The organism is Citrobacter sp. MNAZ 1397 (assembly GCF_023613995.1).
GTDB classification, from domain to species: domain Bacteria; phylum Pseudomonadota; class Gammaproteobacteria; order Enterobacterales; family Enterobacteriaceae; genus Phytobacter; species Phytobacter ursingii.
The window spans coordinates 2,076,803-2,101,022 of record NZ_JAKIVH010000001.1 but is presented as its reverse complement, the minus strand read 5'-3'; the positions used below and the strand labels follow the sequence as shown (position 1 = coordinate 2,101,022).

The following is a 24,220-nucleotide window of genomic DNA, read 5'->3' as shown; positions in this document are numbered from 1 at the left end:
GAGTCAACCAACCCGGCGCGATTACTTCGCTGCCTTGTTAATCAAATCCATCATTTTCAGTTTCGGGTCGTTAGAAACTTTGCGAACTTCGAGCTCAATATTGCGTTCATTGAGCTTCCTGAAGGCTGCAATGTCTTTGTCATCCACCGAAACCGCGTTGTTCACCTGAGTTTTCCCCTGCCGGTAGGCCATGCCGCCGATGTTAACCGAGGTGATTTTCACCCCTTCTTCGACAATGCGCAGTACGTCAGTAGGATTGGTAAACAACAGCATCACCCGCTCACCCGCATATTTCGGGTTGTTGTAAACACGGATCATCTTGGCAACGTCAACCACGTGCGCCGTCACCCCGGGAGGCGCAACCTGTGTAAGCAGCGTTTTACGTACGTTATCCGCCGCAACTTCATCACTGACGACGATAATACGCGTCACGTTTGTTTCTTTGGTCCAGCGTGTAGCGACCTGACCATGGATCAGACGATCGTCGATACGGGCAAGGCCAATGACCATATAGTCATTCGGTCCCATCGGTTTTACGGGAGCCGCCGGTTTAGGGGGCGCGATGGGTGTCGGTTTTTCCACAGGTTTGGCTTTAAGCGCTTTCACGCCTTCGCGTCCCGTTTCCACAGCGACCGCCACCAGCTCATCAAAGGTTGGGTTGTCGTCACGCGCCATCAGCGTTTCTACAAGCATAGGAATGTTGACGCCAGCCACCACTTCATAATGCTCTTTATCGACGACAATGCGGCTGGCAGCATTGAATGGGCTGCCACCCCATGTATCAACGAGAAATAGCACGCCCTGATGTGTATCGAGCTTTTCCAACTGCGCGTTGTATTTCTCGATTAACGTTTCGGCGTTTTCACCGGGAACGAAATCGATCCAACCGACGTTTTCTTGCTCGCCCAGGAGCATTTCGGCGGTTTTGAGTAACTGTTCCGCAGCCCAACCATGTGTGCCTATCACAATAGCAATGGTCACTTGCTACCTCCTTCGTTTTTGTCGTTAACACATCATTAACTGATGTATTGGGAATCTCCCCACCAGCCCGAATCGATTCAGACAGGGCTTAGAGAGAAAAAACTAAGACTTCCGGGAATTATTTTAGATAGTGAAAAAATAATTTATGTGATGAACATCCGTAATTTAGCTTTAGCGTACGGGAAATTTCGAAGCGAAAAATATCTCTCAAAATGCAAATTCAGGTAAATCTTTGCAAAATCCAAAGTCTCTCTGATATGTTTAGCATCCGTTTAAATTATCAGGAGTATAGGGCAGTAGCCCGCCGTATGGACCGTCACCGACGTCAGTTCCCCCTTTGGCCTGTTTGCGCCAGCCATGCTTTATCCTTGAACCCCCTTGTTGTCATTATGCCTGCGCAATCTTACGCGCGGACTCATCATGCCTTTAGCCGGAGCTTGCCATGGAATTCTTAATGGACCCCTCGATATGGGCGGGGTTGTTGACACTTGTCGTTCTGGAAATCGTTCTTGGTATTGATAACCTGGTGTTTATCGCGATCCTTGCCGATAAACTGCCGCCAAAGCAGCGAGATAAAGCACGCCTGATTGGTCTTTCCCTGGCGCTGGTGATGCGCTTAGGCCTGCTGTCTCTCATCTCCTGGATGGTAACACTGACAAAACCGCTCTTCTCCGTCTGGGATTTCACCTTCTCCGGCCGTGATTTGATCATGCTGCTCGGGGGGATATTCCTGCTGTTTAAAGCAACGACCGAGCTACATGAACGGCTGGAAAATCGTCAGCACGATGAAGGACAAGGTAAAGGATATGCCAGTTTCTGGGTGGTGGTAGTACAGATTGTTATTCTTGATGCCGTGTTCTCGCTTGATGCGGTGATTACTGCGGTCGGGATGGTGAATCATCTCCCGGTCATGATGGCGGCTGTGGTGATAGCCATGGCGGTGATGCTGCTGGCCTCCAAACCGCTGACACGCTTTGTTAACCAACATCCTACCGTGGTGGTGCTCTGTCTGAGCTTCCTGCTGATGATTGGTCTAAGCCTGGTGGCAGAAGGGTTTGGCTTCCATATTCCGAAAGGCTATCTGTATGCGGCGATTGGCTTCTCGATCATCATCGAGCTGTTCAACCAGATTGCGCGGCGTAACTTTATTCGTCATCAGTCGACGCTGCCGCTGCGTGCGCGGACTGCCGATGCGATTTTGCGTCTGATGGGGGGCAAACGCCAGGCCAGCCAAACACAGGATAACGATAACCAGTCGCCTGTGCCGGTGCCGGAAGGGGCGTTTGCCGATGAAGAACGCTACATGATCAATGGCGTACTGACGCTGGCCTCGCGCTCGCTGCGCAGTATTATGACACCCCGCGGTGAAATCAGCTGGGTCGATGCCAACCTGAGCGTAGAAGAGATCCGCCAGCAGCTTCTCTCCTCGCCGCACAGCCTGTTTCCGGTCTGCCGTGGTGAACTCGACGAAGTACTGGGTATTGTTCGCGCCAAAGAGATGTTGGTCGCACTGGATGAGGGGACGGATGTGGCTGCCATGGCCTCTGAGTCACCGGCGATTGTGGTGCCGGAAACGCTCGATCCGATCAAACTGCTCGCTGTGTTACGTCGTGCGCGCGGCAGCTTCGTCATCGTGACCAATGAATTTGGCGTAGTGCAGGGGCTGGTCACGCCGCTGGACGTCCTGGAGGCGATTGCGGGTGAGTTCCCGGATGCAGATGAAACCCCGGAAATCGTCGCGGATGGCGATGGCTGGCTGGTGAAAGGCACCACCGATTTGCATGCGCTCCAGCACACGCTTGGCCTGGATACGTTGGTCAATGACCAGGAGGATATTGCGACGGTAGCGGGGCTGGTGATCGCCATTAATGGTCAGATCCCCCGTCCTGGCGACAGGCTGGAGCTCGCGCCGCTGCATATCAGCGTTATCGAAGCCAACGATTATCGTGTCGACCTGGTACGTGTTGTTAAAGAGCGAACGCTTCATGACGAAGAAGAGTAATCTCACTATGGCATAAGCGGCATCATCAGGCCGCGACGCCGTGCCGGCGGGGAAGCCCATCCCGCCAGCCAGCGGGGAAACTCTTTAATCGGCATGGGGCGGGCGTACAAAAAACCCTGCAATATATGCACCCCCTGCTGGCGCAAATGCTGCGCCTGGCGGGGGTTTTCTACCCCTTCCGCAACCAGTTCAATATTCAGACGCTGACCGAGTGCGATAATCATATCTGTTACGGTGGAGTTCACCGCATCCGTGCCAATCGCCATCGTGAACGATTTATCGATTTTCAGCACATCCGGGCGCAGCCGTTCAAGCCAGGACAGCGAACTGTTCCCAGTGCCGAAATCATCGATGGCAATTTTGGCGCCTTTCCGGTGGAGTTCGCGCACCATACGGTAATCCACATCCTGCAGCGCATCGCGCTCGGTAATTTCAATCACGAGCTGTTGTACGGGATTGGCGCTATACCAAAAAAGATTAAGATCCTTGAGTAATTCGCCCTGGCGCAGATGGCTGGGGGCAACATTGATACCAATCTGAAACCGGCTGTCCGCCGGGAAAAATCCCAGCTGACGCTGCGTTTCGGCCATCACATAGCGTGTCAGCGGGGCGATCAAATGGTGCTCTTCGGCAATAGGAATAAAGACCTCCGGGGATATCCAGCCCTGACGGGGATTATTCCAGCGCAGCAGGATCTCAACGCCGACGCATTTTTGGGTGTCGGCATTGAGCAACGGCTGGCAAAACAACTCAAATTCGCGCGCGGCGAGGCCGAGATTGATCTCCCAGGAGAAACTCATGCGACTGGCCGTCGCCAGCCAGGCAAGATAGCCAATCAGCAGACTCAGCATGAGCGCCAGCGGTAATTGCGACGGCAGGTGACGTAAAGCCAGTGTGCCTGCGCCAGGCCCGGTTGCGCTGATAACAAATGGGAAATGCCCGGAGGCGAGTTGAAAGCGATCTTCATTGTTCAGCGCCGGCAGGCTGTTGGTGACGCCATGGCCATAGACAAGATGTCGGTTCTCCACACTCAGGCTGGCAGAGGTGATCAAGGGTTCATCGGGCTCCAGCATTAAATTGCTCAGTAAATCGATGTTCACCACCTCCGTGATGCCGCTCTGACCATCTGCCGAGGTGGGATACCACATAATCATTACCGGGCTGTTTTTCAGGAGTGACTGATCGGTGGAAAGAACCATAACTGGCTTTGTTGACGGTAATGCGGGCTGGAGTTGGTGGATTGGGATATCCCGATTTCCAAAAATACTGGAACAATACAATATACCGTCCTTGACCAGGCCGATTGAACGCACGGTCTGTAAGCTTGCAGCCTGTTTACGTAATGACAAATGCGCGCTGGCGCAGGGAAGGCCAACAAGCGGCATGACCACCTCCCGCTGAAGTTCGAGGGGGAGCAATAATTTGTCGAAGGATTCGACGGCATGGGAGGTGAACGCGACGATTTTTTGCTGATTAAAATTGCGCTCCGAAATAAATCGGACGGCAAGGGTGCAAATGAGCGTAATAAGTGCCATGGCTATGCAAATGATCAGCCTTTTGCGTCGATAGCTTTTTATAATTCTCTGTGCTGTTTGCATGCCGTGACCGCCTTAAAAGCCACTGACCTGGAATTTCTGCCAGAACAAAGAAAGTGTAGTTGGGAAAGCGGAAAGACGATGAGAAAAGGCAGAGAATTTAGCCCTTCTGTCGTAGAAGGGCTATAAACGGGTATTAGTCGCACTGAACTTTGATGGCAAGGCCGCCGCGAGAGGTCTCGCGATATTTCGCGTTCATATCTTTGCCGGTTTCGTACATGGTTTCGATAACCTTATCCAGCGAGACGCGCGGCGCGCTGGTGCGGCGCATTGCCATCCGCGAGGCATTAATCGCTTTCACGGAGGCGATCGCATTACGCTCGATACAAGGCACCTGTACCTGTCCTGCGACCGGGTCACAGGTTAAACCTAAGTTGTGTTCCATGCCGATTTCCGCTGCCACACACACCTGCTCCGGGCTGGCGCCCAACAGCTCGGCAAGGCCTGCCGCCGCCATGGAACAGGCGACGCCCACTTCGCCCTGGCAGCCCACCTCAGCGCCGGAAATTGACGCATTCATTTTGTACAGCGCGCCAATGGCCCCGGCGGCCAGGAAATAGCGGATATAAATATCCGGGCTGACGGATTCGATAAAGTGGTCATAGTACGCAAGGACAGCCGGAACGATACCGCAGGCGCCGTTCGTCGGTGCCGTGACCACACGTCCCCCCGCTGCGTTTTCTTCGTTAACTGCCAGTGCGAACATATTGACCCAGTCCACGACGTTCATCGGATCGTTAGACAGCTTATCGCTGGCAACCAGCATCCGGCGCAGCGCTGACGCGCGCCGCGGTACGCGCAACGGGCCAGGGAGTACACCTTCCGTGTTCATGCCACGATCGATACAGGCACGCATAGTCGCCCAGACATGGCCGAAATACGCTTCAATCTCTTGCTTGCTGTGCAGCGCCAGTTCGTTTTGCATCACCATGCCAGAGAGAGACAGGCCGGTCTCTTTGCAATAATTCAGCATATCGCTGGCGGATTTGAACGGGTAGGGAACGGTAACTTCATTGAGCACTTCTTTACCAAAATGCTCCTCATCGACAATAAAACCGCCGCCGATGGAGTAATACGTCTTGCTGTAGACTTCACGCTCGCCATTCCACGCGTGGATGCTCATGGCATTTTCGTGCAGCGGCAGATTGTCGCTGTGAAAACGCATGCCATTATCCTGTGGAAAATCCACTTCCCGGCGGCCCTGAGCGAGCAGCAGGCGACCCCGATTTTCCACATCGCGGATAAAGGCCGGGATGGAGTCGATGTCTACCGTGGCCGGCTCATTGCCAGCCAGACCCATAATAATGGCGATATCGGTATGGTGGCCTTTACCTGTCAGCGACAGTGAGCCATAAACATCCACCGCAACGCGGGTGACGCTTTCCAGTAATCCTTTTTCGACCAGGTCATCGACGAACTGCTTCCCGGCTTTCATCGGGCCAACAGTGTGGGAGGAAGAGGGACCGATCCCCACCTTAAACATGTCGAATATACTAATCACATTAACACTCCTGACAGGGTTACCAGAGGTTCCAGTAACGATGTAATAACTGCGCATAGTGTAAGAGGGAAGCGTGCGGTCAGCTTAATTATTCACATGAATTAAACTAATGCCTAACCTCGATTTTACTAATAGCGCGCGGCCACATTCCGCTGTCTTAAGAATGCTTCATGCTAAGTATAGTCAAGGGCGAAGCCCCACCTGCAGCGCCAGTTCACGAATTATGCCGGCGGTCATACCCCAGACAAAATAATGCTGATACCAGGAGAGCCACACCCGGTGGGCATTGCCCTGGCGGTGGATATCCAGGGGATGATAGCGTCCCAGGCGTAGCGCCTCCGCCAGCGGCATTTCAAACACCGAAGCCACTTCGTCTTCGCTGGCATGGTAATGCAGGTCGGGAGGAATGATCCCCACAACGGGCGTTACGCGAAATCCGGTGACGCTGTCTACGGGAGGGAGCACGCCAATAACGTCAACGGCCTCAGGCGGTATCGCCACCTCTTCTTGCGCTTCGCGCAGGGCCGCGGCAATCAGCGAGGCATCGGTATCATCAACGGCGCCGCCGGGGAAGGCCACCTGCCCGGCGTGTTTTCGCAATCGTGGCGAACGCTGTGTTAACAGTAACCCAGGCTGCTCACGCCGCACCACCGGCACCAGCACTGCCGCCTGCCGCGCATGTTCGGCTGTGGGGTGTAGCTGGGGTCGTAAAAGCTGAAAACGCGAGAGAAAGTCATCCAGGGTTAAGTTTGGCTGCGCCACGGTTTAGCTCTCCAGTTGCTGCAAGATACGGTTAACTTTATCAAACGTTTCCTGATATTCCGCTTCTTCGTTGCTGTCCGCCACGATCCCGCCCCCCGCTGAGCAGAATATCTGACCCGCCCACGCCGTCAGGGTACGAATGGTGATGCTGGTGTCCATGGCGCCGCAAAAACTGATGTACCCAATGCTGCCACACCAGGCATTACGCCGCTGTGGTTCAAGCTCATCAATGATCGCCATCGCGCGAATTTTAGGCGCGCCAGTGATCGACCCGCCCGGAAACGCGGCGCGCAGCACATCGCTGGCGTGCAACGCGGCAGGAAGCGTTGCTGTCACGGTACTGACCAGATGGTGAACCGCCGGGAAAGGTTCGACGACAAACAGTTCCGGCACGCGTACGGAACCGGGCACGGCCACCCGACCAATATCATTGCGCATCAGGTCGACAATCATCAGATTTTCGGCCCGATCTTTCGTTGATGCGGCCAGCTTTTGCGCCTGTTGCGCATCATCCTGCGCATCAGGCAGGCGCGGCAGTGTGCCTTTAATCGGGCGTGTCTCGATAACATCATCCGAAAGCTGAATAAACCGCTCCGGCGACAGACTTAAAATCGCACCTTCTTCCAGGCGTAAAAACGCACTGAATGGGGCGCGATTTGAGCGGTTCAGATGGCAAAACGCCTGCCACTCATCGCCGACATACTGTGCCTGAAAACGCTGGGCGAGATTGACCTGATAACAGTCGCCGCTGTGCAGCCAGGCCTGTACCTGACGAAATTTCTCACCATATTCAGAGCGCGTCATATTAGCCTGCCAGGGGGCGGTCAGACTAAACGGGATGACCGATGGCGGCGTCTGGCCGTTAAGCCAGGCCAGACGTGCCTGCGGATCCTGGTAGCTCAATAGCGTGACGCGCTGTTTGTGGTGATCGACCACCACGGCCCAGTCATAAATACCTATCGCCATATCCGGCAGTAAGATGTCTTGTTGCGCAAAGGAGGGCAGTTTTTCGAAACGGCGCCCTAAATCGTAACCGAACAGACCGAGCGCGCCACCCTGAAACGGCAGAAAATCGTCAGCCTGCGGGCGAATCCCTGCTTTGTCGATAGCCTGCTTCATCAGGGTAAACGGGCAGTCTATGGATAGTTGCTCTCCCTCAGCGTCGGTGATAACGGTCTGTTCACCCCGTGTGACAAGCGTCGAGAGAGGATCGGCAACCAGAATATCAAAACGGTTGCAGGCGTGATCCGCGTGACCTGAATGCAACAGCATCGCCCATGGCAAATGATTTATCAGGGAAAAATAGTGTTCTGCGGCATCAGGCTGCCACGGCAAGGGGACAACATTGGGGGAAAACGTCTTCATCAGTCCTGGCTCTTTGCGCTATCGCTGGCGCATCGCCACGGCGCATGAAATAATCAGCGCCCATAATTTAGCAGGAGTTCACGATGTTTGCAGGTTTACCTTCCCTCAGCCATGAGCAGCAGCAAAAAGCGGTCGAACGCATCCAGGAATTAATGGCACAGGGCATGAGCAGTGGACAGGCCATCTCTCAGGTGGCAGATGAACTGCGCGTCAGCCACACGGGCGAACGTATTGTGGCGCGCTTCGAAGACGAAGACGAAGACGAATAATACCCTTACCGGAGGCGGTGAATGGATAACACGATGCCTGAGACGATACCGGATGCGATCCTTGCGTTTATCACCGCGGCCGTTATCCCCGGCGACCTTACGCTTCCTTTTCACTACCCACAGCCAGAACAATGGCACGCGTGGCATTGCGGTTTTCGCTGGCACGGCGTCACCGGAGAAAGTCTGGTAGCGGACACCCCCGGGATGTGGCAACCAGGCTGGTATCTGCTGGCGCTTAATGGCCTGGACGATCCTTTCTTTATCGATCTGGGCGAAGCGGCGGACGGCTACCCGGTCTATTATGCCGCACACGGCGCTGGCTGCTGGCAGGCAGAACGCATCGCGCCTGACTTGCACACTTTTCAGACTCTTTTAGAACAATTAAGCCGTGCCGATGAGGCGGCTGTGCTGGCGTTGCTTGATGCGCATACCGAACCGGACAGTCCGTTCTGGCTTGAGCTTCGGGAAGCAAGGCAGGCGCGTGATGATGACGACGATAACGCCGTGGATGTGGATCCGCTGGACTGGCAGGCGGGGCGACTGCTCATAACCGATATCGGCCCCCAGAAACTCAAGGTCGTTCACGTCCTCAGAAAAACGCTCAATTTACCGTTAGCAGATGCGCTGCGTTTTGTCGCCTCTCCACCGATTTGTGTCGGTGAGGATTTTCGCCTGCGTTTGCGCCCGCTTGAGCGAGAATTACTGGCCACTGGCGCAACCGTTACCTTTGCGCCTGCCGGCCCGGTGCTGGAAACCCTGCGGCTGAATAGGGCGATTGGCATTGAAGCGCTGATTGCCTGCGTGAAGGCCGGACAGGGTAAAACGCTTTATTACGATCTCTATTCAACGCGCGACGGGGCTTTTCAGGCGGGCGACGTGCTCTATGTGGCTGGCAGCGATGACGACGAAGCCGCAGCATCGACGGGGCGTTACCGCCATTTCGCCTGTATGGGCGAGCATTTTCAGTCCGTTGTGGAACTGGCTATTCAGCAAAAACCTAACGCCAGCGATGACGAAATTATTCGTGCACTCAACCATTATCTTGAGTACGACGATTTTCTGGATATGGAATAAATTCCGACGCGGGATGCGCGCCGGAATGCGTTCTGTCAGATGGCGGCAATAATTTTAATTTCGACTTTATATTTCGGGTTCATCAACCCGGCCTGGACCGTACAGCGTACAGGTGCATGACCAGCCACCACCCACGCATCCCAGGCTTTGTTCATCGCCGCGAAATCACTTTTCTCCACCAAAAAGATTGTCGCATCCAGAATGCGCGTCTTATCGCTACCCTGTTTGGCCAGCACGGCATCAATCTGTGCCAGGGTGTTGGCGGTTTGTTCAAACGCGTCGGCATCCAGATTTTCCGGCACGCCGGTATAGTAGAGCGTTTGATTATGGATAACGGCGTCAGACCAGCGGGCGTCAGCATCAATGCGGGTAATGGTCATTCTTTGTTCCTCATGGTTTTCCTTATGATTGCCCGCAAGACTGCCACAGACTGGCGAAAAACCCAATGCCCTGACATAATCGCTGGCGATTTATCCAGTGTGGGGGCAGTGTGACGGACGATTTTGCAACAGACGGTCAGTTGGCCAAAGCGATACCGGGTTTTAAACCCCGTGAACCACAGCGTCAGATGGCCCATGCCGTCAGTGACGCGATTGCCCGTACGCAGCCGCTGGTGGTCGAAGCGGGCACCGGGACCGGGAAAACCTACGCCTATCTGGCCCCGGCGTTGCGCTCCGGCAAAAAAGTGATCATCTCAACGGGATCCAAAGCCCTGCAGGATCAGCTTTACAGCCGCGACTTGCCGACAGTGGCAAAAGCCCTCGAATTTACCGGCCATACCGCACTGCTCAAAGGGCGTTCGAACTATCTCTGCATCGAACGTCTGGAACAACAGGCGCTGGCGGGGGGCGATCTGCCGGTACAAACTCTGAGCGACGTGATTTTGCTGCGTTCCTGGTCAAATCAGACCAAAGATGGCGACATCAGCACCTGTGTCAGCGTGGCGGAAGATTCTGCCGCCTGGCCGCTGGTGACAAGTACCAATGACAACTGTCTGGGCAGCGACTGCCCGATGTACAAAGACTGCTTTGTGGTGAAGGCGCGTAAAAAAGCGATGGATGCCGATGTGGTGGTGGTCAACCATCACCTGTTCCTGGCCGATATGGTGGTGAAAGAGAGCGGCTTTGGTGAGTTGATCCCGGAAGCCGAAGTGATGATCTTCGACGAAGCGCACCAGCTCCCGGATATTGCCAGCCAGTATTTCGGCCAGTCGATCTCCAGCCGGCAGTTACTGGACTTAGCCAAAGACTTCACCATCGCCTATCGCACCGAACTACGTGATACCCAGCAGCTGCAAAAATGCGCCGACAGGCTGGCGCAGAGTGCGCAGGATTTCCGCCTGCAACTCGGCGAGCCGGGGTATCGCGGCAACCTACGTGAACTACTGGCCGACCCCCACATCCAGCGGGCGCTGCTATTGCTCGATGACGCGCTGGAGCTGTGCTATGACGTGGCGAAACTGTCGCTCGGGCGTTCGGCGATTCTCGATGCTGCCTTTGAGCGTGCGACGACGTACCGCGCGCGGCTTAAACGGCTGAAAGAGATCAATCTGCCCGGTTTTAGCTACTGGTATGAGTGCACCTCGCGCCACTTTACCCTCGCGCTGACGCCGCTCACCGTGTCGGACAAATTTAAAGAGGTGATGGCGCAGAAAAGTGGTAGCTGGATTTTCACCTCGGCGACACTGTCGGTGAACGACGATCTGCATCACTTCACCGCGCGCCTCGGCATTGATGAAGCGCGAACGCTGCTGCTACCCAGCCCGTTTGATTATGCCCGCCAGACGCTGCTTTGCGTACCGCGCAATCTGCCGCAGGCCAACCAACCGGGTGCGGCGCGCCAGCTGGCGGCGATGCTCAAACCGATCATTGAAGCCAACAATGGCCGCTGCTTTATGCTCTGCACTTCCCACGCCATGATGCGCGGGCTTGCAGAGGAATTTCGCGCCACCATGACACTGCCCGTTTTGCTGCAGGGAGAGACCAGTAAAGGGCAGTTGTTACAGCAGTTTATTACCGCAGGAAATGCCTTACTGGTGGCGACCAGCAGTTTCTGGGAAGGGGTGGATGTGCGTGGCGACACGCTGTCGCTGGTGATTATCGACAAACTGCCGTTCACCTCGCCGGACGATCCGCTGCTGAAAGCACGCATGGAAGACTGCCGCCTGCGCGGTGGCGATCCCTTTGATGAAGTCCAGCTTCCGGATGCGGTCATTACCCTGAAACAGGGCGTCGGACGCTTAATCCGTGACGTGGATGACCGGGGCGTGCTGGTTATCTGTGACAACCGTCTGGTGATGCGTCCGTACGGCGCGGTGTTTCTGGCAAGCCTGCCGCCCTCGCCGCGCACACGGGATATCCGCCGCGCGGTTGCGTTTCTTGCGGCCTCGCCAGCGGAGTAATTTGGCGCAGACTGTGTTAATATGCGCGCCATTTTGTTTTACCGGGACTGCGATTACCCATGCGAATTCTGGCCATTGATACCGCCACTGAAGCCTGCTCCGTCGCGCTGAACAGCGACGGAACCCTCTTTGCTCATTTCGAACTCTGCCCACGTGAACATACGCAACGCATTCTGCCGCTGGTGAAGGATGTTCTCACCGAAGGCGGCGTTGCGCTGTCTGAACTGGATGCGCTGGCCTTTGGCCGTGGTCCGGGAAGCTTTACCGGTGTACGTATCGGTATTGGCATTGCGCAGGGGCTGGCGCTGGGAGCAGAACTGCCGATGATTGGCGTCTCAACGCTGGCGACCATGGCTGAAGGTGCCTGGCGTAAAGCGGGGGCTACCCGAGTGCTGGCGGCCATTGATGCCCGTATGGGCGAAGTCTACTGGGCAGAATATCAGCGTGATGCCGACGGCGTCTGGCACGGTGAAGAGACCGAAGCGGTTCTCAAACCGGATGCGGTGACAGCGCGCCTCACTGCGCTTTCTGGCGAGTGGGCGACCGTCGGCACCGGCTGGCAAGCGTGGCCGGAAATGGCAAACGACACTGGCCTGACGCTGACAGACGGCGGGGTCTCGCTGCCGGAAGCGCAAGATATGCTGCCCATCGCGGAGTATCAACTTTCGCAGGGACGTACCGTGGCCGTTGAGCATGCCGAGCCAGTTTATTTGCGTAACGAAGTAGCCTGGAAGAAACTTCCGGGCCGGGAATGAATCTCAGTAATTACAAGGCTGAGTGAGGGAGTCGCATCATGGCGAGTCAAAAAAGAGGTATGCGCTGGTTACTGGCGGGCGTAGTCGCCGCAGCGTTGAGTGGGTGTGTGTCTGTGCCTGACGCGATCAAAGGAACCACGCCGACGCCGCAGGATGATCTGGTGCGCGTGATGAATGCGCCAAATCTCTATATCGGCCAGGAAGCCCGTTTCGGCGGTAAAGTGGTGAAAATTGACAATCAGCAAGGGAAAACACGTCTTGAGATAGCCACCGTACCGTTAGATGACGGAGCGAGACCGATTCTGGGTGCAACCTCTGTCGGGCGCATTATGGCTGAGGTGAATGGCTTCCTTGATCCGGTGGACTTCCAGAACCAACTGGTGACCGTCGTCGGGCCGATTACCGGCACCTATGATGGTCAGGTAGGGGGCGCTGCTTACAAATTCGCGGTGATTCGTGCTGACGGCTATAAACGCTGGCATATCACCCGGCAAGTCGTGTTGCCGCCACAGCCGATGGATCCATGGATGATGGGGCCGCACCCGTGGCATCGTGGATACGGCGGATGGGGCTGGTATACTCCCGGCCCCGCGTATGAAGAAAGTGTTGTAACAGAGTAACGCTCTGTTCTGTATGAAAATAGAAACAGCGGCTGGTCCGCTGTTTCTTTATTTGCACGACCATAACAAAAATAATTAGTGATGCGCTTCGCAACCTTCAATCCGAACAATAAATAAACTGGTACGCTGAGTTAATATTATGTTAACGACTTGTTTATTAACTGGGGTTGTGATGACGACAAATACACATTTCAGAGGTGATGCATTGAAGAAGGTTTGGCTAAACCGTTATCCCGCCGATGTGCCTGCGGATATTAATCCCGATCGTTATCAATCCCTGGTTGAACTCTTTGAACACGCGACGGCGCGATACGCCGACCAACCTGCGTTCGTCAACATGGGGGAGGTAATGACCTTCCGCAAGCTGGAAGAGCGTAGCCGCGCTTTTGCCGCATACCTGCAACAGGGATTAGGCTTGCAAAAGGGTGACCGTGTGGCGCTGATGATGCCTAACCTTCTGCAATATCCGGTGGCGTTGTTCGGTATTTTGCGCGCGGGCATGATTGTCGTGAATGTCAACCCGTTGTATACGCCGCGCGAACTGGAGCATCAGCTTAACGACAGCGGCGCATCTGCCATTGTCATCGTCTCCAACTTTGCCCACACCCTGGAAAAAGTGGTCGACAAGACTCAGGTTCGCCATGTGATACTGACGCGCATGGGTGATCAGCTCTCGCCGGCGAAGGGAACGCTGGTTAACTTTGTTGTCAAATATGTGAAGCGCCTGGTGCCGAAATACCATCTGCCTGACGCCATCTCGTTTCGCCGTGCGCTGCAGGCGGGCTACCGCTTGCAGTATATCAAGCCGGAAGTCACAACAGACGATCTGGCTTTTTTGCAATACACCGGTGGGACGACGGGGGTGGCCAAAGGGGCGATGCTCACGCACCGTAATATGCTGGCCAACCTGGAACAGGTGCATGCGACCTACGGCCCGTTGCTTCATCGCGGCAAAGAGCTGGTGGTCACCGCCTTACCGCTCTACCACATTTTTGCCCTGACCATGAACTGCCTGTTGTTTATTGAACTGGGCGGACAAAACCTGCTCATTACCAACCCTCGCGACATTCCGGGGCTGGTGAAAGAGCTGGCGAAATATCCTTTTACCGCAATGACCGGGGTAAACACCCTGTTTAACGCATTGCTGAACAACGACGATTTTCACAAACTTGATTTTTCCTCACTGCACCTTTCTGCGGGGGGCGGCATGCCCGTACAGCAGGCTGTTGCTGAGCGCTGGGTGAAACTTACCGGCGAATACCTGCTGGAAGGTTACGGTCTGACGGAATGTTCGCCGCTGGTGAGCGTCAACCCGCACGATATTGATTACCACAGTGGTAGTATCGGTTTGCCGGTTCCGTCGACAGAAGTGAAACTGGTGGATGACGCGGGCAATGAAGTGCCTCCGGGCGAACCGGGTGAACTATGCGTTAAAGGCCCGCAGGTGATGCTGGGTTACTGGCAGCGTCCGGCAGCGACCGATGAAATCATCAAAGATGGCTGGTTGTACACCGGCGACATCGCGGTGATGGATGAAGAAGGCTTTATGCGTATCGTCGATCGCAAAAAAGACATGATTCTGGTCTCTGGCTTTAACGTCTATCCGAACGAAATCGAAGATGTTGTGATGCAGCATGAAGGCGTCAAGGAAGTTGCAGCGGTGGGTGTGCCGTCGGATGCAAGCGGCGAAGCGGTCAAAATCTTCGTGGTGAAAAAAGACGATTCGCTGACTGAGGAAGCGCTTATCGCATTTTGCCGCCGCCAGCTCACAGGCTATAAAGTGCCGAAACGGGTGGAATTCCGCGCCGAGCTGCCGAAATCGAACGTCGGCAAAATTTTACGACGAGAATTGCGTGACGAAGCGCGCGGCAAAGTGGACAATAAAGGCTGAGCTATGCGTTAGTCGCCAGAACGCCGGTTAATCCGGCGTTTTTTGTGGGCGCAAACTAAAGAGAAGACGATTTGAATTACCAGATGATCACGACGAACGAGGCGCTGGCAGCGCTGTGTGAAGCTGCGGCTGGCACTGATGCTATTGCGCTTGATACTGAATTTGTCCGCACGCGCACCTATTATCCCCAGCTTGGTTTAATCCAGCTCTATGACGGGGAACGTGTGGCGTTAATCGACCCATTAACCATCACTGACTGGGCACCGTTCCGCGATCTGATTACCAATACCCGTGTAACCAAATTCCTCCACGCCGGTAGCGAAGACCTTGAAGTCTTCCTCAACGCCTTCGGCGTGATGCCGCAACCGATGATCGATACGCAAATTCTCGCGGCTTTCTCTGGGCGTGCTCTCTCCTGGGGCTTTGCGGCAATGGTGGAGCAGTACACCGGTGTGGTGCTGGACAAAAGCGAATCGCGCACTGACTGGCTGGCGCGTCCGTTAACAACGCGTCAATGCGATTATGCGGCAGCCGATGTCTGGTATCTGCTACCTATCGCCCGGACATTGCTGGCTGAAACCGACGCAGCAGGATGGCTCAATGCCGCGCTGGACGAATGTCGCCTGATGATGCAGCGTCGCAGCGAAATTCTGGCGCCGGAAGAGGCGTGGCGTGACATCAGCAACGCCTGGCAGTTGCGTACCCGCCAGTTGGCGTGCCTGCGTTTGCTGGCAGACTGGCGTCTGCGTAAAGCCCGTGAGCGTGACCTGGCGGTCAATTTTGTTGTGCGTGAAGAGAACCTGTGGGCCGTGGCGCGTTATATGCCAGGCAGCATGGGCGAGCTGGACAGCATTGGGCTTTCCGGCAGCGAAATACGTTTTCATGGTAAAACGCTGTTGTCTCTGGTCGCACAGGCGCAGGCGCTACCGGAAGATGCACTGCCAGAACCGCTTTTGAATCTGGTGGATATGCCCGGCTATCGTAAAGCTTTTAAAGCTATTAAGGCGCAGGTGCAGGAAGTCAGCGAGAGCAAAGGACTGAGCGCAGAATTGATTGCTTCACGTCGGCAAATTAATCAGCTACTTAACTGGCACTGGCAATTAAAGCCGCAGACAAATTTACCTGAATTAATCAGTGGCTGGCGTGCGGAATTGATGGCTGAGCAGCTCAAAGCTTTATTAACAGAATACCCGCGCTAATGCCTGTATATAAAAACAGGGTTTGAGCATTAATAAAAGAAAAAGGCAGAGGATTTCTGCCTTTTTTATTACTTCTGACGCAGCGATAAGCCGCCGGGTTATTTCGTCTCTTCTGGTTCCGGCAAGGTAACGTTGAGTTCCAGAATGGAAATATCGTCACCCCGTTGTTCCAGTTGGACTGAAACCATTTCCGGATCGATTTGAACATATTTACAAATCACCTCCAGAATATCCCGCTTTAGCTGCGGTAAATAATGTGGTTCAGCGTCACTGCGACGGCGTTCCGCAACAATAATTTGCAGACGCTCTTTGGCGATGCTGGCGGTGTTCTTTTTTCTGGAGAGAAAAAAGTCGAGTAATGCCATAACTTATCCTCCGAACAGGCGTTTGAGGAAACCTTTCTTCTCTTCATCAATGAAGCGGAAAGGACGATCTTCTCCCAGTAGACGTTCAACGGTATCTGCGTACGCTTTGCCTGCATCGGCAGTGGTATCCAGAATAACCGGTTCCCCCTGGTTGGATGCGCGAAGGACTGACTGATCTTCGGGGATCACGCCAACCAGCTTAATGCGCAGGATCTCCAGCACGTCTTCCATGCTGAGCATATCACCTTTATTAACGCGCCCCGGGTTGTAGCGGGTCAACAGCAGGTGTTCTTTAATCGGTTCCTGGCCGTTTTCGGCACGGCGCGATTTGGACGCCAGGATGCCGAGGATACGGTCAGAGTCACGGACGGAAGAGACTTCCGGGTTGGTGGTGATGATCGCTTCATCCGCGAAATAGAGGGCCATCAGCGCGCCGGTTTCAATCCCCGCCGGTGAGTCGCAAATAACAAAGTCGAACTCCATTTTCTGCAGCTCATCAAGCACCTTCTCTACGCCTTCGCGGGTTAACGCGTCTTTGTCGCGAGTCTGCGAAGCCGGGAGAATATAAAGGTTTTCCGTCCGTTTATCTTTAATCAGCGCCTGATTCAGCGTCGCATCGCCCTGAATGACGTTCACGAAGTCATACACGACGCGACGTTCACAGCCCATGATGAGGTCGAGGTTACGCAGGCCGATATCAAAATCAATAACGACGGTTTTCTTTCCCTTCTGGGCCAAACCGGTTGCGATGGCCGCGCTGGAGGTGGTCTTACCCACGCCCCCTTTACCCGAAGTAACAACAATAATGCGTGCCATAGGAGTTCCTTGTTAAAAGGGCTTAATCTAATGGTTGAATAGTCAAAGCGTTATTCGCTAAACGTAAGCGCGCCGCTTTGCCATAAAAATCGGCCGGGATTCGATCGCTCAGCCAGTATTCCCCTGCGATGGATACCAGCTCCGCCGTGAGGTGAGTACAAAATATTTGCGCATCTTTGTCGCCGCCTGCGCCAGCCAGCGCGCGGCCACGCATCATGCCGTAAACATGGATATTGCCATCGGCAATTAACTCCGCGCCAGCACTGACATGGCTGGTGACAATCAGATCACAGTTTGGCGCATAAACACGCTGTCCGGAACGAACAGGGAGATCAATCAAGCGTGTTTTTGTGACCGGAGTAACAACAGGAGCGACGGGGGCAGGGGTGGCAACCTGACGTTGCGGCTTTTCTTTGCCTTCGGTCAGAAGCGGCAACCCGGCACGTTCGATATCGGCTTTCAGCTCGCTGTCTTTACAGCCGCTGATACCCACAACCCGTAACCCTGTCTCCAGAATGGTCTGCTGAATCGGCGACCAGTTTACCGGGCCCTCAAGATCAGAAACGTTAATAACAACAGGAGCATGTTTTAAAAAAGCGGGGGCCTGAGCGATTTTGTCTTCTAACGCCTGGCGAATAACCTCGGGTTTTGCATCATGCAAGTGAACCACAGATAAGGTAAAACTACTGCCTTTTAGCTCGATGGGCGTGTTTGACATCCTGACCTTACTCATTTTGCTATTATCACTCATGAGTGAGTGATATTCCGAAGACTATCAAGCATGTTATAGTCACTATTATATTCAGGCAAGTAACCACCCCTTAATTCAGAGCAAAAGTCTATTCCTGAAATAATTAACTTACTTTTTCGATATTAAAAATACACTTTATATCAGTAGTTTGCCGCATTTTTTCTTTTCCTTATGGCCTCTATCTCATTTTCCTGTGCCAAAAACGTGACAGAACCAACGAATTTGTTTAAATGTTCGGCGCTGAGATGGGCGTACTTTTTCACCATTTCCAGCGTTTCCCATCCGCCCATTTCTTTTAACATCATCAGCGGTGTTCCGTTCTGAACATGCCAGCTTGCCCAGGTGTGTCGCAAATCGTGAAACCTGAAATCAGTCAGATTTGCCCGGGTAGTTGCCTGCTCAAAATCCTTCCTGTAGATATCGCTGAGTTTTTCCCCGTTTACAGAGAAAACAAAATCGCACGTTTTTTCGCACTCACGTAAAATGCTGATTGCCTCATCATTCAGCGGTAATGCGCGGGCGCGACCTGATTTCGCGTTTTCTGCTGTGACAACCGCATTCCTGTTTTCGATGTCCACGTTTTCCCATGTCAGTGAAAGAATCTCTCCTCGCCTTGCTCCGGTAAGCAGGGCGAAGGAGACAATTCTCCGCATGATATCTGTGGACAGCCCATCAATAAGCTCTCTCGCCTGCCACTTCCTGATCCAGCGTATACGCACCTTTGGTTCCCTCAGTGAGGGAACGTATGGCCTGTGCTCAATCCATCCATGCTTAAATGCCAGAGATAATGCCCGTACTATAAATGCCCTGTACCGGTTCACCGTTCCATTAGCCAGCGGTTTGCGCGATTTATGAAGCGAGTGAGTCGGCATCATCCGCGCTATCTCATCCCCTTTAATAGAAGAAACCGAGCGGCCTTTGAAAACAGAAAGCCAGTATTTTGCATACCCCTTTTTGGTTTCATAAAGCGCCTGGTCTTCTGCATCTTTCATCGCAAGGAGAATGATGTCCTCGAATGCGTGATCAGGCTTCTTCTCAAGCTTCGTGATATCCCACAGCTCATGCTTTATCTTGTCATGGTATTGCTGCGCCTTTTTCTTGTCTTCGGTGCCAGCAGAGCGTCTAATTCGCGTTCCGTCTGGAGACGAGATATCAACCCAGTAGTTTTTCCCTCTTTTGTAGATCGGCATTCTGTAAACTCCTTACCGACCACAGCCAGCCGGATGACATTGTTAGGTGTACAAGAAAAATTTGCGACACTTTCTTCGTTAGCTCGCCATGCTCCGCCGACTTTAAACATGTTGTAGCGGGCAGGGTTTCGGTAAATCGTGGAAGGAGAAATCTGTAGCCGCGCTGCCAGCTCTGACACCTTCATTAATTTTTCCATGATTCCGCTCTTTTGGCCCCAGCCGGGGCCAGTCAATTTAACGTTGATGTTTCCCGCGTTTTTCTGCGTCAGCCTGGCAGTCCGCACACATCCGGCAACCAGGCATTGCCTGGCGCCGCGCCTCTTCGATTTCATCACCGCATTCGTCACAGTGAGTCGCTGATACGGCGTTGCGGTCAATGCGGTGCTTTTGTATGGCCGCTTGTCGCTGGAGTTCTTCAAGCTCGCTGGCGGCGTCGATAGTGTCTGGTCTCATGCTTCACGCTCCGGATCGAATTTGTCCCAGCAGTTGATTTCGATATTCCGCTGCAGGCGACGTTCCGCGACTTCTTCCACGTTGCGGCCAGTCAGTTCTGAAACAACCGGGTTACTGTGACGGGCCAGCAAAGCAAGTTCCTCAATACTCCATTCCATAAATTCTCCTGTGCGGGAGGGTTTCCCCTCCCGACGTTGCTTAGCCCACGTATTCCGGTTTCATATCCAGCAGCGTTACGCTGTATTTTTCGTACAGCTCATCGCCGAGGTGCCGCCTGGCCGCCGTCAGTGATTTTTCAACATCAAGAAAACGGGTTTCTGCGTCCGGTTCATCTGGCTGTGGCAGAGAGTTGATCGCCGCTTCCACTTTGTTGCGGGCATCGACCAGGTAATAGCGTTTGACTGCTTTGTTTTTCAGCTCGGTGAACAATGCTGAGCCCAGTACCGCTTTTTGCGATTCGATATCAGCGCGAACGGCTTTGGCGCTGTCGACATCCTCGGCAGCATCAATGCGATCACGGAAGTCATCGGCCAGCGCGTCGATGGAATGTGTGGACTCTTGCGCGCTGGTGGTCGTTTCCACCTCGGCAGTGATCTCCTGCACGGTCTTTCTAGCCCCAGAGACCGGATTAATTTCTTTCTCCGTTCGTTCTTCAACTTCATCAGGGCTGTAAACACCTAAAATCACATCCGGGCAATACAAACGCGCCCAGCGTTTTACGGCGAGATAAGCAAGCTGCTGACGCGGGTCGCTGGCCCATAAGGTTGAATTACGCACCTGAGCCTGAGACAACATCAAAACCAGTTCACGCGGTTCATCCTCGCCCTTCATGGTTGCCCAGACACGGATCCCTACATCTGCCTCATCTTTTAAATCCCAGCCTGGGGCAATGTACTTATTGCCCTTGGAACTGGTTTTCTCTACGAAACGACCAACGATGTTTTCCCATGCTCCGAACCATTCGTAATGCAGACGGTCTTTCGTCGGTGACATGTTGGTGACGACGGCATTTACCAGTTGCGCTTCGTAACCCAATACGCCGCTATTACCAACAATGTGGGTTTTCTGGGCGACCGCGAACGGATCCATGCCCCATCGTGCTGCCTGCATTACCACTGCCATGCAGGCATCAGGTTTGCCGCGAAAATGTTCGGGCACAAATGCGCCGCTGTTTGCCATCACCGTTGATAAGGTCCGTAGACGGTCGAATAACTCACCATTGGTAAGAATGGAAATGTTGTCGATCATCTGTGTTTTATTTTCGCTGGTTGAAATTGCTGTAGACATGTTCATTCCCCCCTTAAGCCTGTTCGCGCAGCGCTTCAAGGCGGCGCATATCGAAGTCATTCAGTTCGTCGGCGTAATCGTCGACAATCGGTGCCGGCCATTCGCCAGTGTCGAAAGCGTTGGCAATAGCTCGCATGGTTGTCTGGTATTCCAGCGCGCCCAGCTCGAGCAATTCTGGGCTGGCTTCAACGATTGCGATCCAGTGGTAGCCCTCATCTTTGTTGACGAAAATCCAGAAGAACTGGTCAAGCGATGCCGTATTCATGTACATCGCCGCGCTCAGGTGGTAATCGCGATCGATAATTTCCCGGTGTAGCTTCGCTTTCAGGCCTGGCTGCTTCACGTTAAACATGCTGATGGTTTTCAGGTCAAAGCCGATGCGGACGCCGTTCATATCGATTTCAAGATCGGGACGTACACGAATTTCCAGCCCGGTCTCATCGTCAAACCCGAAGTAACTCACTTCTACGGCGCGGCTTGGGTGCGTCAGGAATTTGCCGGCGGTAGGGTGAGCAAGCAGCGCAGACTGAATTGCTAGTGCGGTCGCCAGTTGCGCGCGGGTGACCAGGATTTTGTCATCCGGGTTTTCGCGCCAGGCATCAAGTAGTTCGTCAGCGAATACCGCAGCCGGTTTTACAGATTTTACGGAATGAATGAGATCCGCTTTGGTACCGGACACTTTCAGCGGCGCAGGTTTCTGCGCTTCCTGTGCTACAAGGTCAGGATTGATAATGGCCAGTTGCTCGAGTAGGGCATCACGGCTGCCAGTGGTTTTCACCTGAGCGGGCAGGATGGCGTTGTACTCTTTGATGCAGGCCTTCATGGCTGCTGCGGTTTGCTTCTGACCGTCTTCAATGAGCTGGAACTCAGCGGGTAATGACATATAGCTTTGCCCGGTTTCGTCGGCGGATGCGCCCATTGGAACCTGAGCGGGCAGGGTGGCGTTGTGGGCTTCCAGCAGTGCTTTGATATCGTCAGCACTGAGCTGCGGCGGCAGCGCTGCGTTGTACTCATCGATAAAAGCCCGGAGCGTTGCCGTGGTGGTAAATGCGCCCTCCGGAATAACCGGTTCGATGCTGAATTCAGCTTCCAGATTGTCCGGCTGGAGCGCCAGCGCATGCACCAGGTTCCCCATATCCAGCACTTTGGACTGTTCGCGCGCAATGGTTTTGGCAACGTGCCGCGCATTGAAGTACATCAGCGAAACGCGCGCGTCTTTAACCTGCGTGCTGCTTATGCCGTTCGCTGCGTGGTAAACGTTGTTCGGCAGACCTTCATAGCGGCCCGGTTCGAAATAGGCCGGGTATTCCGGTGCTGACTCTTCTGTATTCTCCGTATCTGATGATTCTGAAAACGCCTTAGCAAGCTCCGGTGCCGCGTTCGCCAGAATCTGAGCATTGGTCAGGGTAATTGCTGGCGCACCAGTGTCATCAGCGCTCTGGCCTGTTGATATTTCGCTATCAATTTTGCTTTCGACCGTGATAGTCGTTTCCATCTGCACATCGTTGGCAGCCTCTTTGGTTGTGCTGGTGGTGGATTGCTGGCTCATCAGGCCGTCAATAGAGAACATGCCGCCGCCGAGATTAGCGACCTCCGGTTGTGCTGGTTTGGCGTCGACAGGGTTAGCTGCAGTTGCTGCCAGTTTCCCCACAACAGAAAATTCAGTTGAGAGCTTATCCAGGCTTTCGACGGGCTCAGTACGCTGAATCACTCCTGCAACCACAGCAGCGCTATCTAACTGGCGTGCAGCGGACAGTGTTTCGGCGGTAGGTCTGGCGTGATCGGTCTCGGTAAGGTTTGCTGATATCCAGACCTGCAATTGCGCGGATGAAGTGTGCAGATTGTTATCAGCAGTTCGAATCACAGCAAAAATCGCCGCGCGGGAATAATCGAGAATGCCAGGCGTTTTGCGCAACACTGCCGACCACTCTTTCCATGGGCTTTCTTTTCCGGAGATGATTTCTTTTGCCCTGCGATAGATACCGCCGGGGATGTTATAGATATCAAAATCCATCGGCAGAGTTGCGGCCGCAATTTCGATATCCAGCGTGTCCAGTATGTGCTCGTAGTCGGCGCTGCGATCAGTGGTATTGCCGCCGCCCGCGTTCGTGCCCGAATCGGTGCGCTGAATCGAAGTGATGCGCTTGCCGCTTGCCCACTCTTTAACGAGCAGACCACGATCAATATGCGGAGTAGAAACCCATGCTTTGGTGAAAGTAACTACAGCGCCGAGTTCGTGACGTTTATCCTGTGCGAAGATTGTCTTAACGGCCTGGGTGTATTTCCAGACGTCGTGAGTGGAGAGGCTTTTAAACCCATCGGCATTTTCAGCGGCAAGAAGCATGTTCTGGACGTAGCTGTTATCCGTGTCCATAGCCAGCGCTGAGATCTGCTTGCGCTGTTCTGCGGTTACATGGTGAGTGAATTCTTCACTGATGAACTGAGAAAGCAAAAGAGAACGCATCGGCATCTGCGCGACGGGCCATTGCATGGCGTCATCAACTTTTTGATCAATGGCGTCGGCGTTGGTTTCAACTGGTGCCGCAGGTTCTTCTATTACCACAGGTGATACCGTGGCGATTTTCTGCCAGGTAAGTCCGTCTTCGGCCAGGGCATAGCGTTTGCACCATTCGAAATCCAGTACACCTTCTTCTGGCAGGTCGTCATACACAGGAAAATCTGTGCGGATGGGTTTCATGTAGTCTTTCCCACGCCCGGTTTCGATACCGGCATCTTCAAGGTCAACATCGAGTTGCAGATTTGCGCGGGATTCAGACTTCGCAGAACGCCAGATAACGGCATCTGCTTTGCCTGATTTTTGAGTGGCCCTTATGAGATTGAAATATTCCATGTGTTAGCCTCAATTTTGGGTGATAGAATCCCGGGGCCATTGATAGCGCCCATTGGGTTATTCATTGGTTTTGGTAATTTCCGGTGGAACTT

Annotated in this window: 23 protein-coding genes; 9 read left to right on the top strand and 14 right to left on the bottom strand. The window is 53.9% G+C overall.

From position 1 onward, the window contains the following. Positions 1-21 precede the first annotated feature (21 nt). Complete coding sequence (gene manX / locus L2097_RS09835; protein WP_085005975.1) at positions 22-981, bottom strand: PTS mannose transporter subunit IIAB; 960 nt, start codon at positions 979-981, stop codon at positions 22-24. Positions 982-1,423: 442 nt separating this feature from the next. Between manX and yoaE the strand changes: the two genes are divergently transcribed. Further along, complete coding sequence (gene yoaE, locus L2097_RS09830; RefSeq protein ID WP_085005976.1) at positions 1,424-2,983, top strand: CNNM family cation transport protein YoaE; 1,560 nt, start codon at positions 1,424-1,426, stop codon at positions 2,981-2,983. Between the two features lie 5 nt (positions 2,984-2,988). On the opposite strand, the gene pdeD is transcribed toward yoaE, so the two are convergent. After that, complete coding sequence (gene pdeD / locus L2097_RS09825) at positions 2,989-4,524, bottom strand: cyclic di-3',5'-guanosine monophosphate phosphodiesterase PdeD (protein ID WP_250353156.1); 1,536 nt, start codon at positions 4,522-4,524, stop codon at positions 2,989-2,991. Here pdeD and L2097_RS09820 point away from each other — a divergent pair. Next, a complete protein-coding gene (locus tag L2097_RS09820; protein WP_229222378.1) occupies positions 4,426-4,707 on the top strand; it encodes a hypothetical protein in 282 nt (93 codons plus the stop codon). The two genes, pdeD and L2097_RS09820, sit on opposite strands and share 99 nt — an antisense overlap. Before the next feature lie 7 nt (positions 4,708-4,714). Here L2097_RS09820 and sdaA read toward each other — a convergent pair whose 3' ends face one another. The 3 genes from sdaA to pabB all read right to left on the bottom strand — a co-directional run bounded on the left by sdaA (position 4,715) and on the right by pabB (position 8,206). Next, positions 4,715-6,079 carry an L-serine ammonia-lyase gene (gene sdaA, locus L2097_RS09815; RefSeq protein ID WP_085005978.1) on the bottom strand — a complete coding sequence of 455 codons (1,365 nt, stop codon included), beginning with the start codon at positions 6,077-6,079 and terminating at the stop codon, positions 4,715-4,717. Between the two features lie 183 nt (positions 6,080-6,262). After that, positions 6,263-6,841: a CoA pyrophosphatase gene (locus L2097_RS09810; RefSeq protein ID WP_250352754.1), complete on the bottom strand. Its 579-nt coding sequence runs from the start codon at positions 6,839-6,841 to the stop codon at positions 6,263-6,265. A 3-nt stretch (positions 6,842-6,844) separates the two neighbouring features. Next, complete coding sequence (gene pabB, locus L2097_RS09805; RefSeq protein ID WP_250352753.1) at positions 6,845-8,206, bottom strand: aminodeoxychorismate synthase component 1; 1,362 nt, start codon at positions 8,204-8,206, stop codon at positions 6,845-6,847. An 83-nt stretch (positions 8,207-8,289) separates the two neighbouring features. Between pabB and L2097_RS09800 the strand changes: the two genes are divergently transcribed. Together L2097_RS09800 and L2097_RS09795 are read left to right on the top strand one after the other, a co-directional pair. Beyond that, entirely contained in the window at positions 8,290-8,475 is a 186-nt protein-coding gene (locus L2097_RS09800; protein ID WP_250352752.1) for a YoaH family protein, read from the top strand. Between the two features lie 21 nt (positions 8,476-8,496). Continuing rightward, positions 8,497-9,549, top strand: coding sequence for a DUF7716 domain-containing protein (locus L2097_RS09795; protein WP_052958846.1), 1,053 nt, complete (start codon positions 8,497-8,499; stop codon positions 9,547-9,549). Positions 9,550-9,584: 35 nt separating this feature from the next. Here the strand turns inward: L2097_RS09795 and L2097_RS09790 are convergent, their stop codons facing one another. Further along, positions 9,585-9,929 (bottom strand): RidA family protein, encoded by a 345-nt coding sequence (locus L2097_RS09790; RefSeq protein ID WP_047370856.1) that lies wholly within the window; start codon positions 9,927-9,929, stop codon positions 9,585-9,587. 110 nt (positions 9,930-10,039) lie between these two features. On the opposite strand from L2097_RS09790, the gene yoaA reads away from it, so the two are divergent. The 5 genes from yoaA (at position 10,040) to rnd (ending at position 16,415) form a co-directional block, all read left to right on the top strand. Continuing rightward, positions 10,040-11,950 carry a DNA repair helicase YoaA gene (yoaA, locus tag L2097_RS09785; RefSeq protein ID WP_085005983.1) on the top strand — a complete coding sequence of 637 codons (1,911 nt, stop codon included), beginning with the start codon at positions 10,040-10,042 and terminating at the stop codon, positions 11,948-11,950. A 59-nt stretch (positions 11,951-12,009) separates the two neighbouring features. Then, entirely contained in the window at positions 12,010-12,705 is a 696-nt protein-coding gene (gene tsaB, locus L2097_RS09780) for a tRNA (adenosine(37)-N6)-threonylcarbamoyltransferase complex dimerization subunit type 1 TsaB (protein ID WP_047370854.1), read from the top strand. A gap of 38 nt (positions 12,706-12,743) precedes the next feature. Beyond that, a complete protein-coding gene (locus L2097_RS09775; protein ID WP_142518904.1) occupies positions 12,744-13,325 on the top strand; it encodes a Slp family lipoprotein in 582 nt (193 codons plus the stop codon). Positions 13,326-13,530: 205 nt separating this feature from the next. Further along, positions 13,531-15,216, top strand: a complete 1,686-nt coding sequence (gene fadD / locus L2097_RS09770; protein WP_139153743.1) for a long-chain-fatty-acid--CoA ligase FadD — start codon at positions 13,531-13,533, stop codon at positions 15,214-15,216. 71 nt (positions 15,217-15,287) lie between these two features. Further along, positions 15,288-16,415 (top strand): ribonuclease D, encoded by a 1,128-nt coding sequence (gene rnd, locus L2097_RS09765; RefSeq protein ID WP_250352751.1) that lies wholly within the window; start codon positions 15,288-15,290, stop codon positions 16,413-16,415. Positions 16,416-16,513: 98 nt separating this feature from the next. Here the strand turns inward: rnd and minE are convergent, their stop codons facing one another. From minE to L2097_RS09725, 8 genes are all read right to left on the bottom strand, one after another. Continuing rightward, positions 16,514-16,780 carry a cell division topological specificity factor MinE gene (gene minE, locus L2097_RS09760; protein ID WP_039079511.1) on the bottom strand — a complete coding sequence of 89 codons (267 nt, stop codon included), beginning with the start codon at positions 16,778-16,780 and terminating at the stop codon, positions 16,514-16,516. Between the two features lie 3 nt (positions 16,781-16,783). Beyond that, positions 16,784-17,596 (bottom strand): septum site-determining protein MinD, encoded by an 813-nt coding sequence (gene minD / locus L2097_RS09755; RefSeq protein WP_039079510.1) that lies wholly within the window; start codon positions 17,594-17,596, stop codon positions 16,784-16,786. A 22-nt stretch (positions 17,597-17,618) separates the two neighbouring features. After that, positions 17,619-18,314 (bottom strand): septum site-determining protein MinC, encoded by a 696-nt coding sequence (gene minC / locus L2097_RS09750; protein ID WP_047370849.1) that lies wholly within the window; start codon positions 18,312-18,314, stop codon positions 17,619-17,621. Positions 18,315-18,487: 173 nt separating this feature from the next. After that, positions 18,488-19,537, bottom strand: coding sequence for a tyrosine-type recombinase/integrase (locus L2097_RS09745; RefSeq protein ID WP_250352750.1), 1,050 nt, complete (start codon positions 19,535-19,537; stop codon positions 18,488-18,490). Between the two features lie 234 nt (positions 19,538-19,771). Further along, positions 19,772-19,990, bottom strand: a complete 219-nt coding sequence (locus tag L2097_RS09740; protein ID WP_250352749.1) for a TraR/DksA family transcriptional regulator — start codon at positions 19,988-19,990, stop codon at positions 19,772-19,774. After that, on the bottom strand, positions 19,987-20,148 hold the full coding sequence (locus tag L2097_RS09735) for a hypothetical protein (protein WP_250352748.1): 162 nt from the start codon (positions 20,146-20,148) through the stop codon (positions 19,987-19,989). The genes L2097_RS09740 and L2097_RS09735 overlap by 4 nt, the downstream gene beginning before the upstream one ends. A gap of 40 nt (positions 20,149-20,188) precedes the next feature. Further along, a complete protein-coding gene (locus tag L2097_RS09730; protein WP_250352747.1) occupies positions 20,189-21,277 on the bottom strand; it encodes a RecT family recombinase in 1,089 nt (362 codons plus the stop codon). A gap of 13 nt (positions 21,278-21,290) precedes the next feature. Beyond that, positions 21,291-24,128 carry a RecE family exodeoxyribonuclease gene (locus L2097_RS09725; RefSeq protein ID WP_250352746.1) on the bottom strand — a complete coding sequence of 946 codons (2,838 nt, stop codon included), beginning with the start codon at positions 24,126-24,128 and terminating at the stop codon, positions 21,291-21,293. Positions 24,129-24,220 lie beyond the last annotated feature (92 nt).

Excerpts from the sequence above, each read along its gene's own strand:
- L2097_RS09790 (WP_047370856.1), bottom strand. The coding sequence starts at position 9,929 with ATGACCATTACCCGCATTGATGCTGACGCCCGCTGGTCTGACGCCGTT.
- minD (WP_039079510.1), bottom strand. The coding sequence starts at position 17,596 with ATGGCACGCATTATTGTTGTTACTTCGGGTAAAGGGGGCGTGGGTAAG.
- L2097_RS09745 (WP_250352750.1), bottom strand. The coding sequence starts at position 19,537 with ATGCCGATCTACAAAAGAGGGAAAAACTACTGGGTTGATATCTCGTCT.
- minE (WP_039079511.1), bottom strand. The coding sequence starts at position 16,780 with ATGGCATTACTCGACTTTTTTCTCTCCAGAAAAAAGAACACCGCCAGC.
- yoaE (WP_085005976.1), top strand. The coding sequence starts at position 1,424 with ATGGAATTCTTAATGGACCCCTCGATATGGGCGGGGTTGTTGACACTT.
- L2097_RS09775 (WP_142518904.1), top strand. The coding sequence starts at position 12,744 with ATGGCGAGTCAAAAAAGAGGTATGCGCTGGTTACTGGCGGGCGTAGTC.
- L2097_RS09725 (WP_250352746.1), bottom strand. The coding sequence starts at position 24,128 with ATGGAATATTTCAATCTCATAAGGGCCACTCAAAAATCAGGCAAAGCA.
- L2097_RS09795 (WP_052958846.1), top strand. The coding sequence starts at position 8,497 with ATGGATAACACGATGCCTGAGACGATACCGGATGCGATCCTTGCGTTT.
- tsaB (WP_047370854.1), top strand. The coding sequence starts at position 12,010 with ATGCGAATTCTGGCCATTGATACCGCCACTGAAGCCTGCTCCGTCGCG.
- L2097_RS09730 (WP_250352747.1), bottom strand. The coding sequence starts at position 21,277 with ATGTCTACAGCAATTTCAACCAGCGAAAATAAAACACAGATGATCGAC.
- L2097_RS09820 (WP_229222378.1), top strand. The coding sequence starts at position 4,426 with ATGGGAGGTGAACGCGACGATTTTTTGCTGATTAAAATTGCGCTCCGA.
- L2097_RS09735 (WP_250352748.1), bottom strand. The coding sequence starts at position 20,148 with ATGGAATGGAGTATTGAGGAACTTGCTTTGCTGGCCCGTCACAGTAAC.
- minC (WP_047370849.1), bottom strand. The coding sequence starts at position 18,314 with ATGTCAAACACGCCCATCGAGCTAAAAGGCAGTAGTTTTACCTTATCT.
- L2097_RS09800 (WP_250352752.1), top strand. The coding sequence starts at position 8,290 with ATGTTTGCAGGTTTACCTTCCCTCAGCCATGAGCAGCAGCAAAAAGCG.
- pabB (WP_250352753.1), bottom strand. The coding sequence starts at position 8,206 with ATGAAGACGTTTTCCCCCAATGTTGTCCCCTTGCCGTGGCAGCCTGAT.
- L2097_RS09740 (WP_250352749.1), bottom strand. The coding sequence starts at position 19,990 with ATGAGACCAGACACTATCGACGCCGCCAGCGAGCTTGAAGAACTCCAG.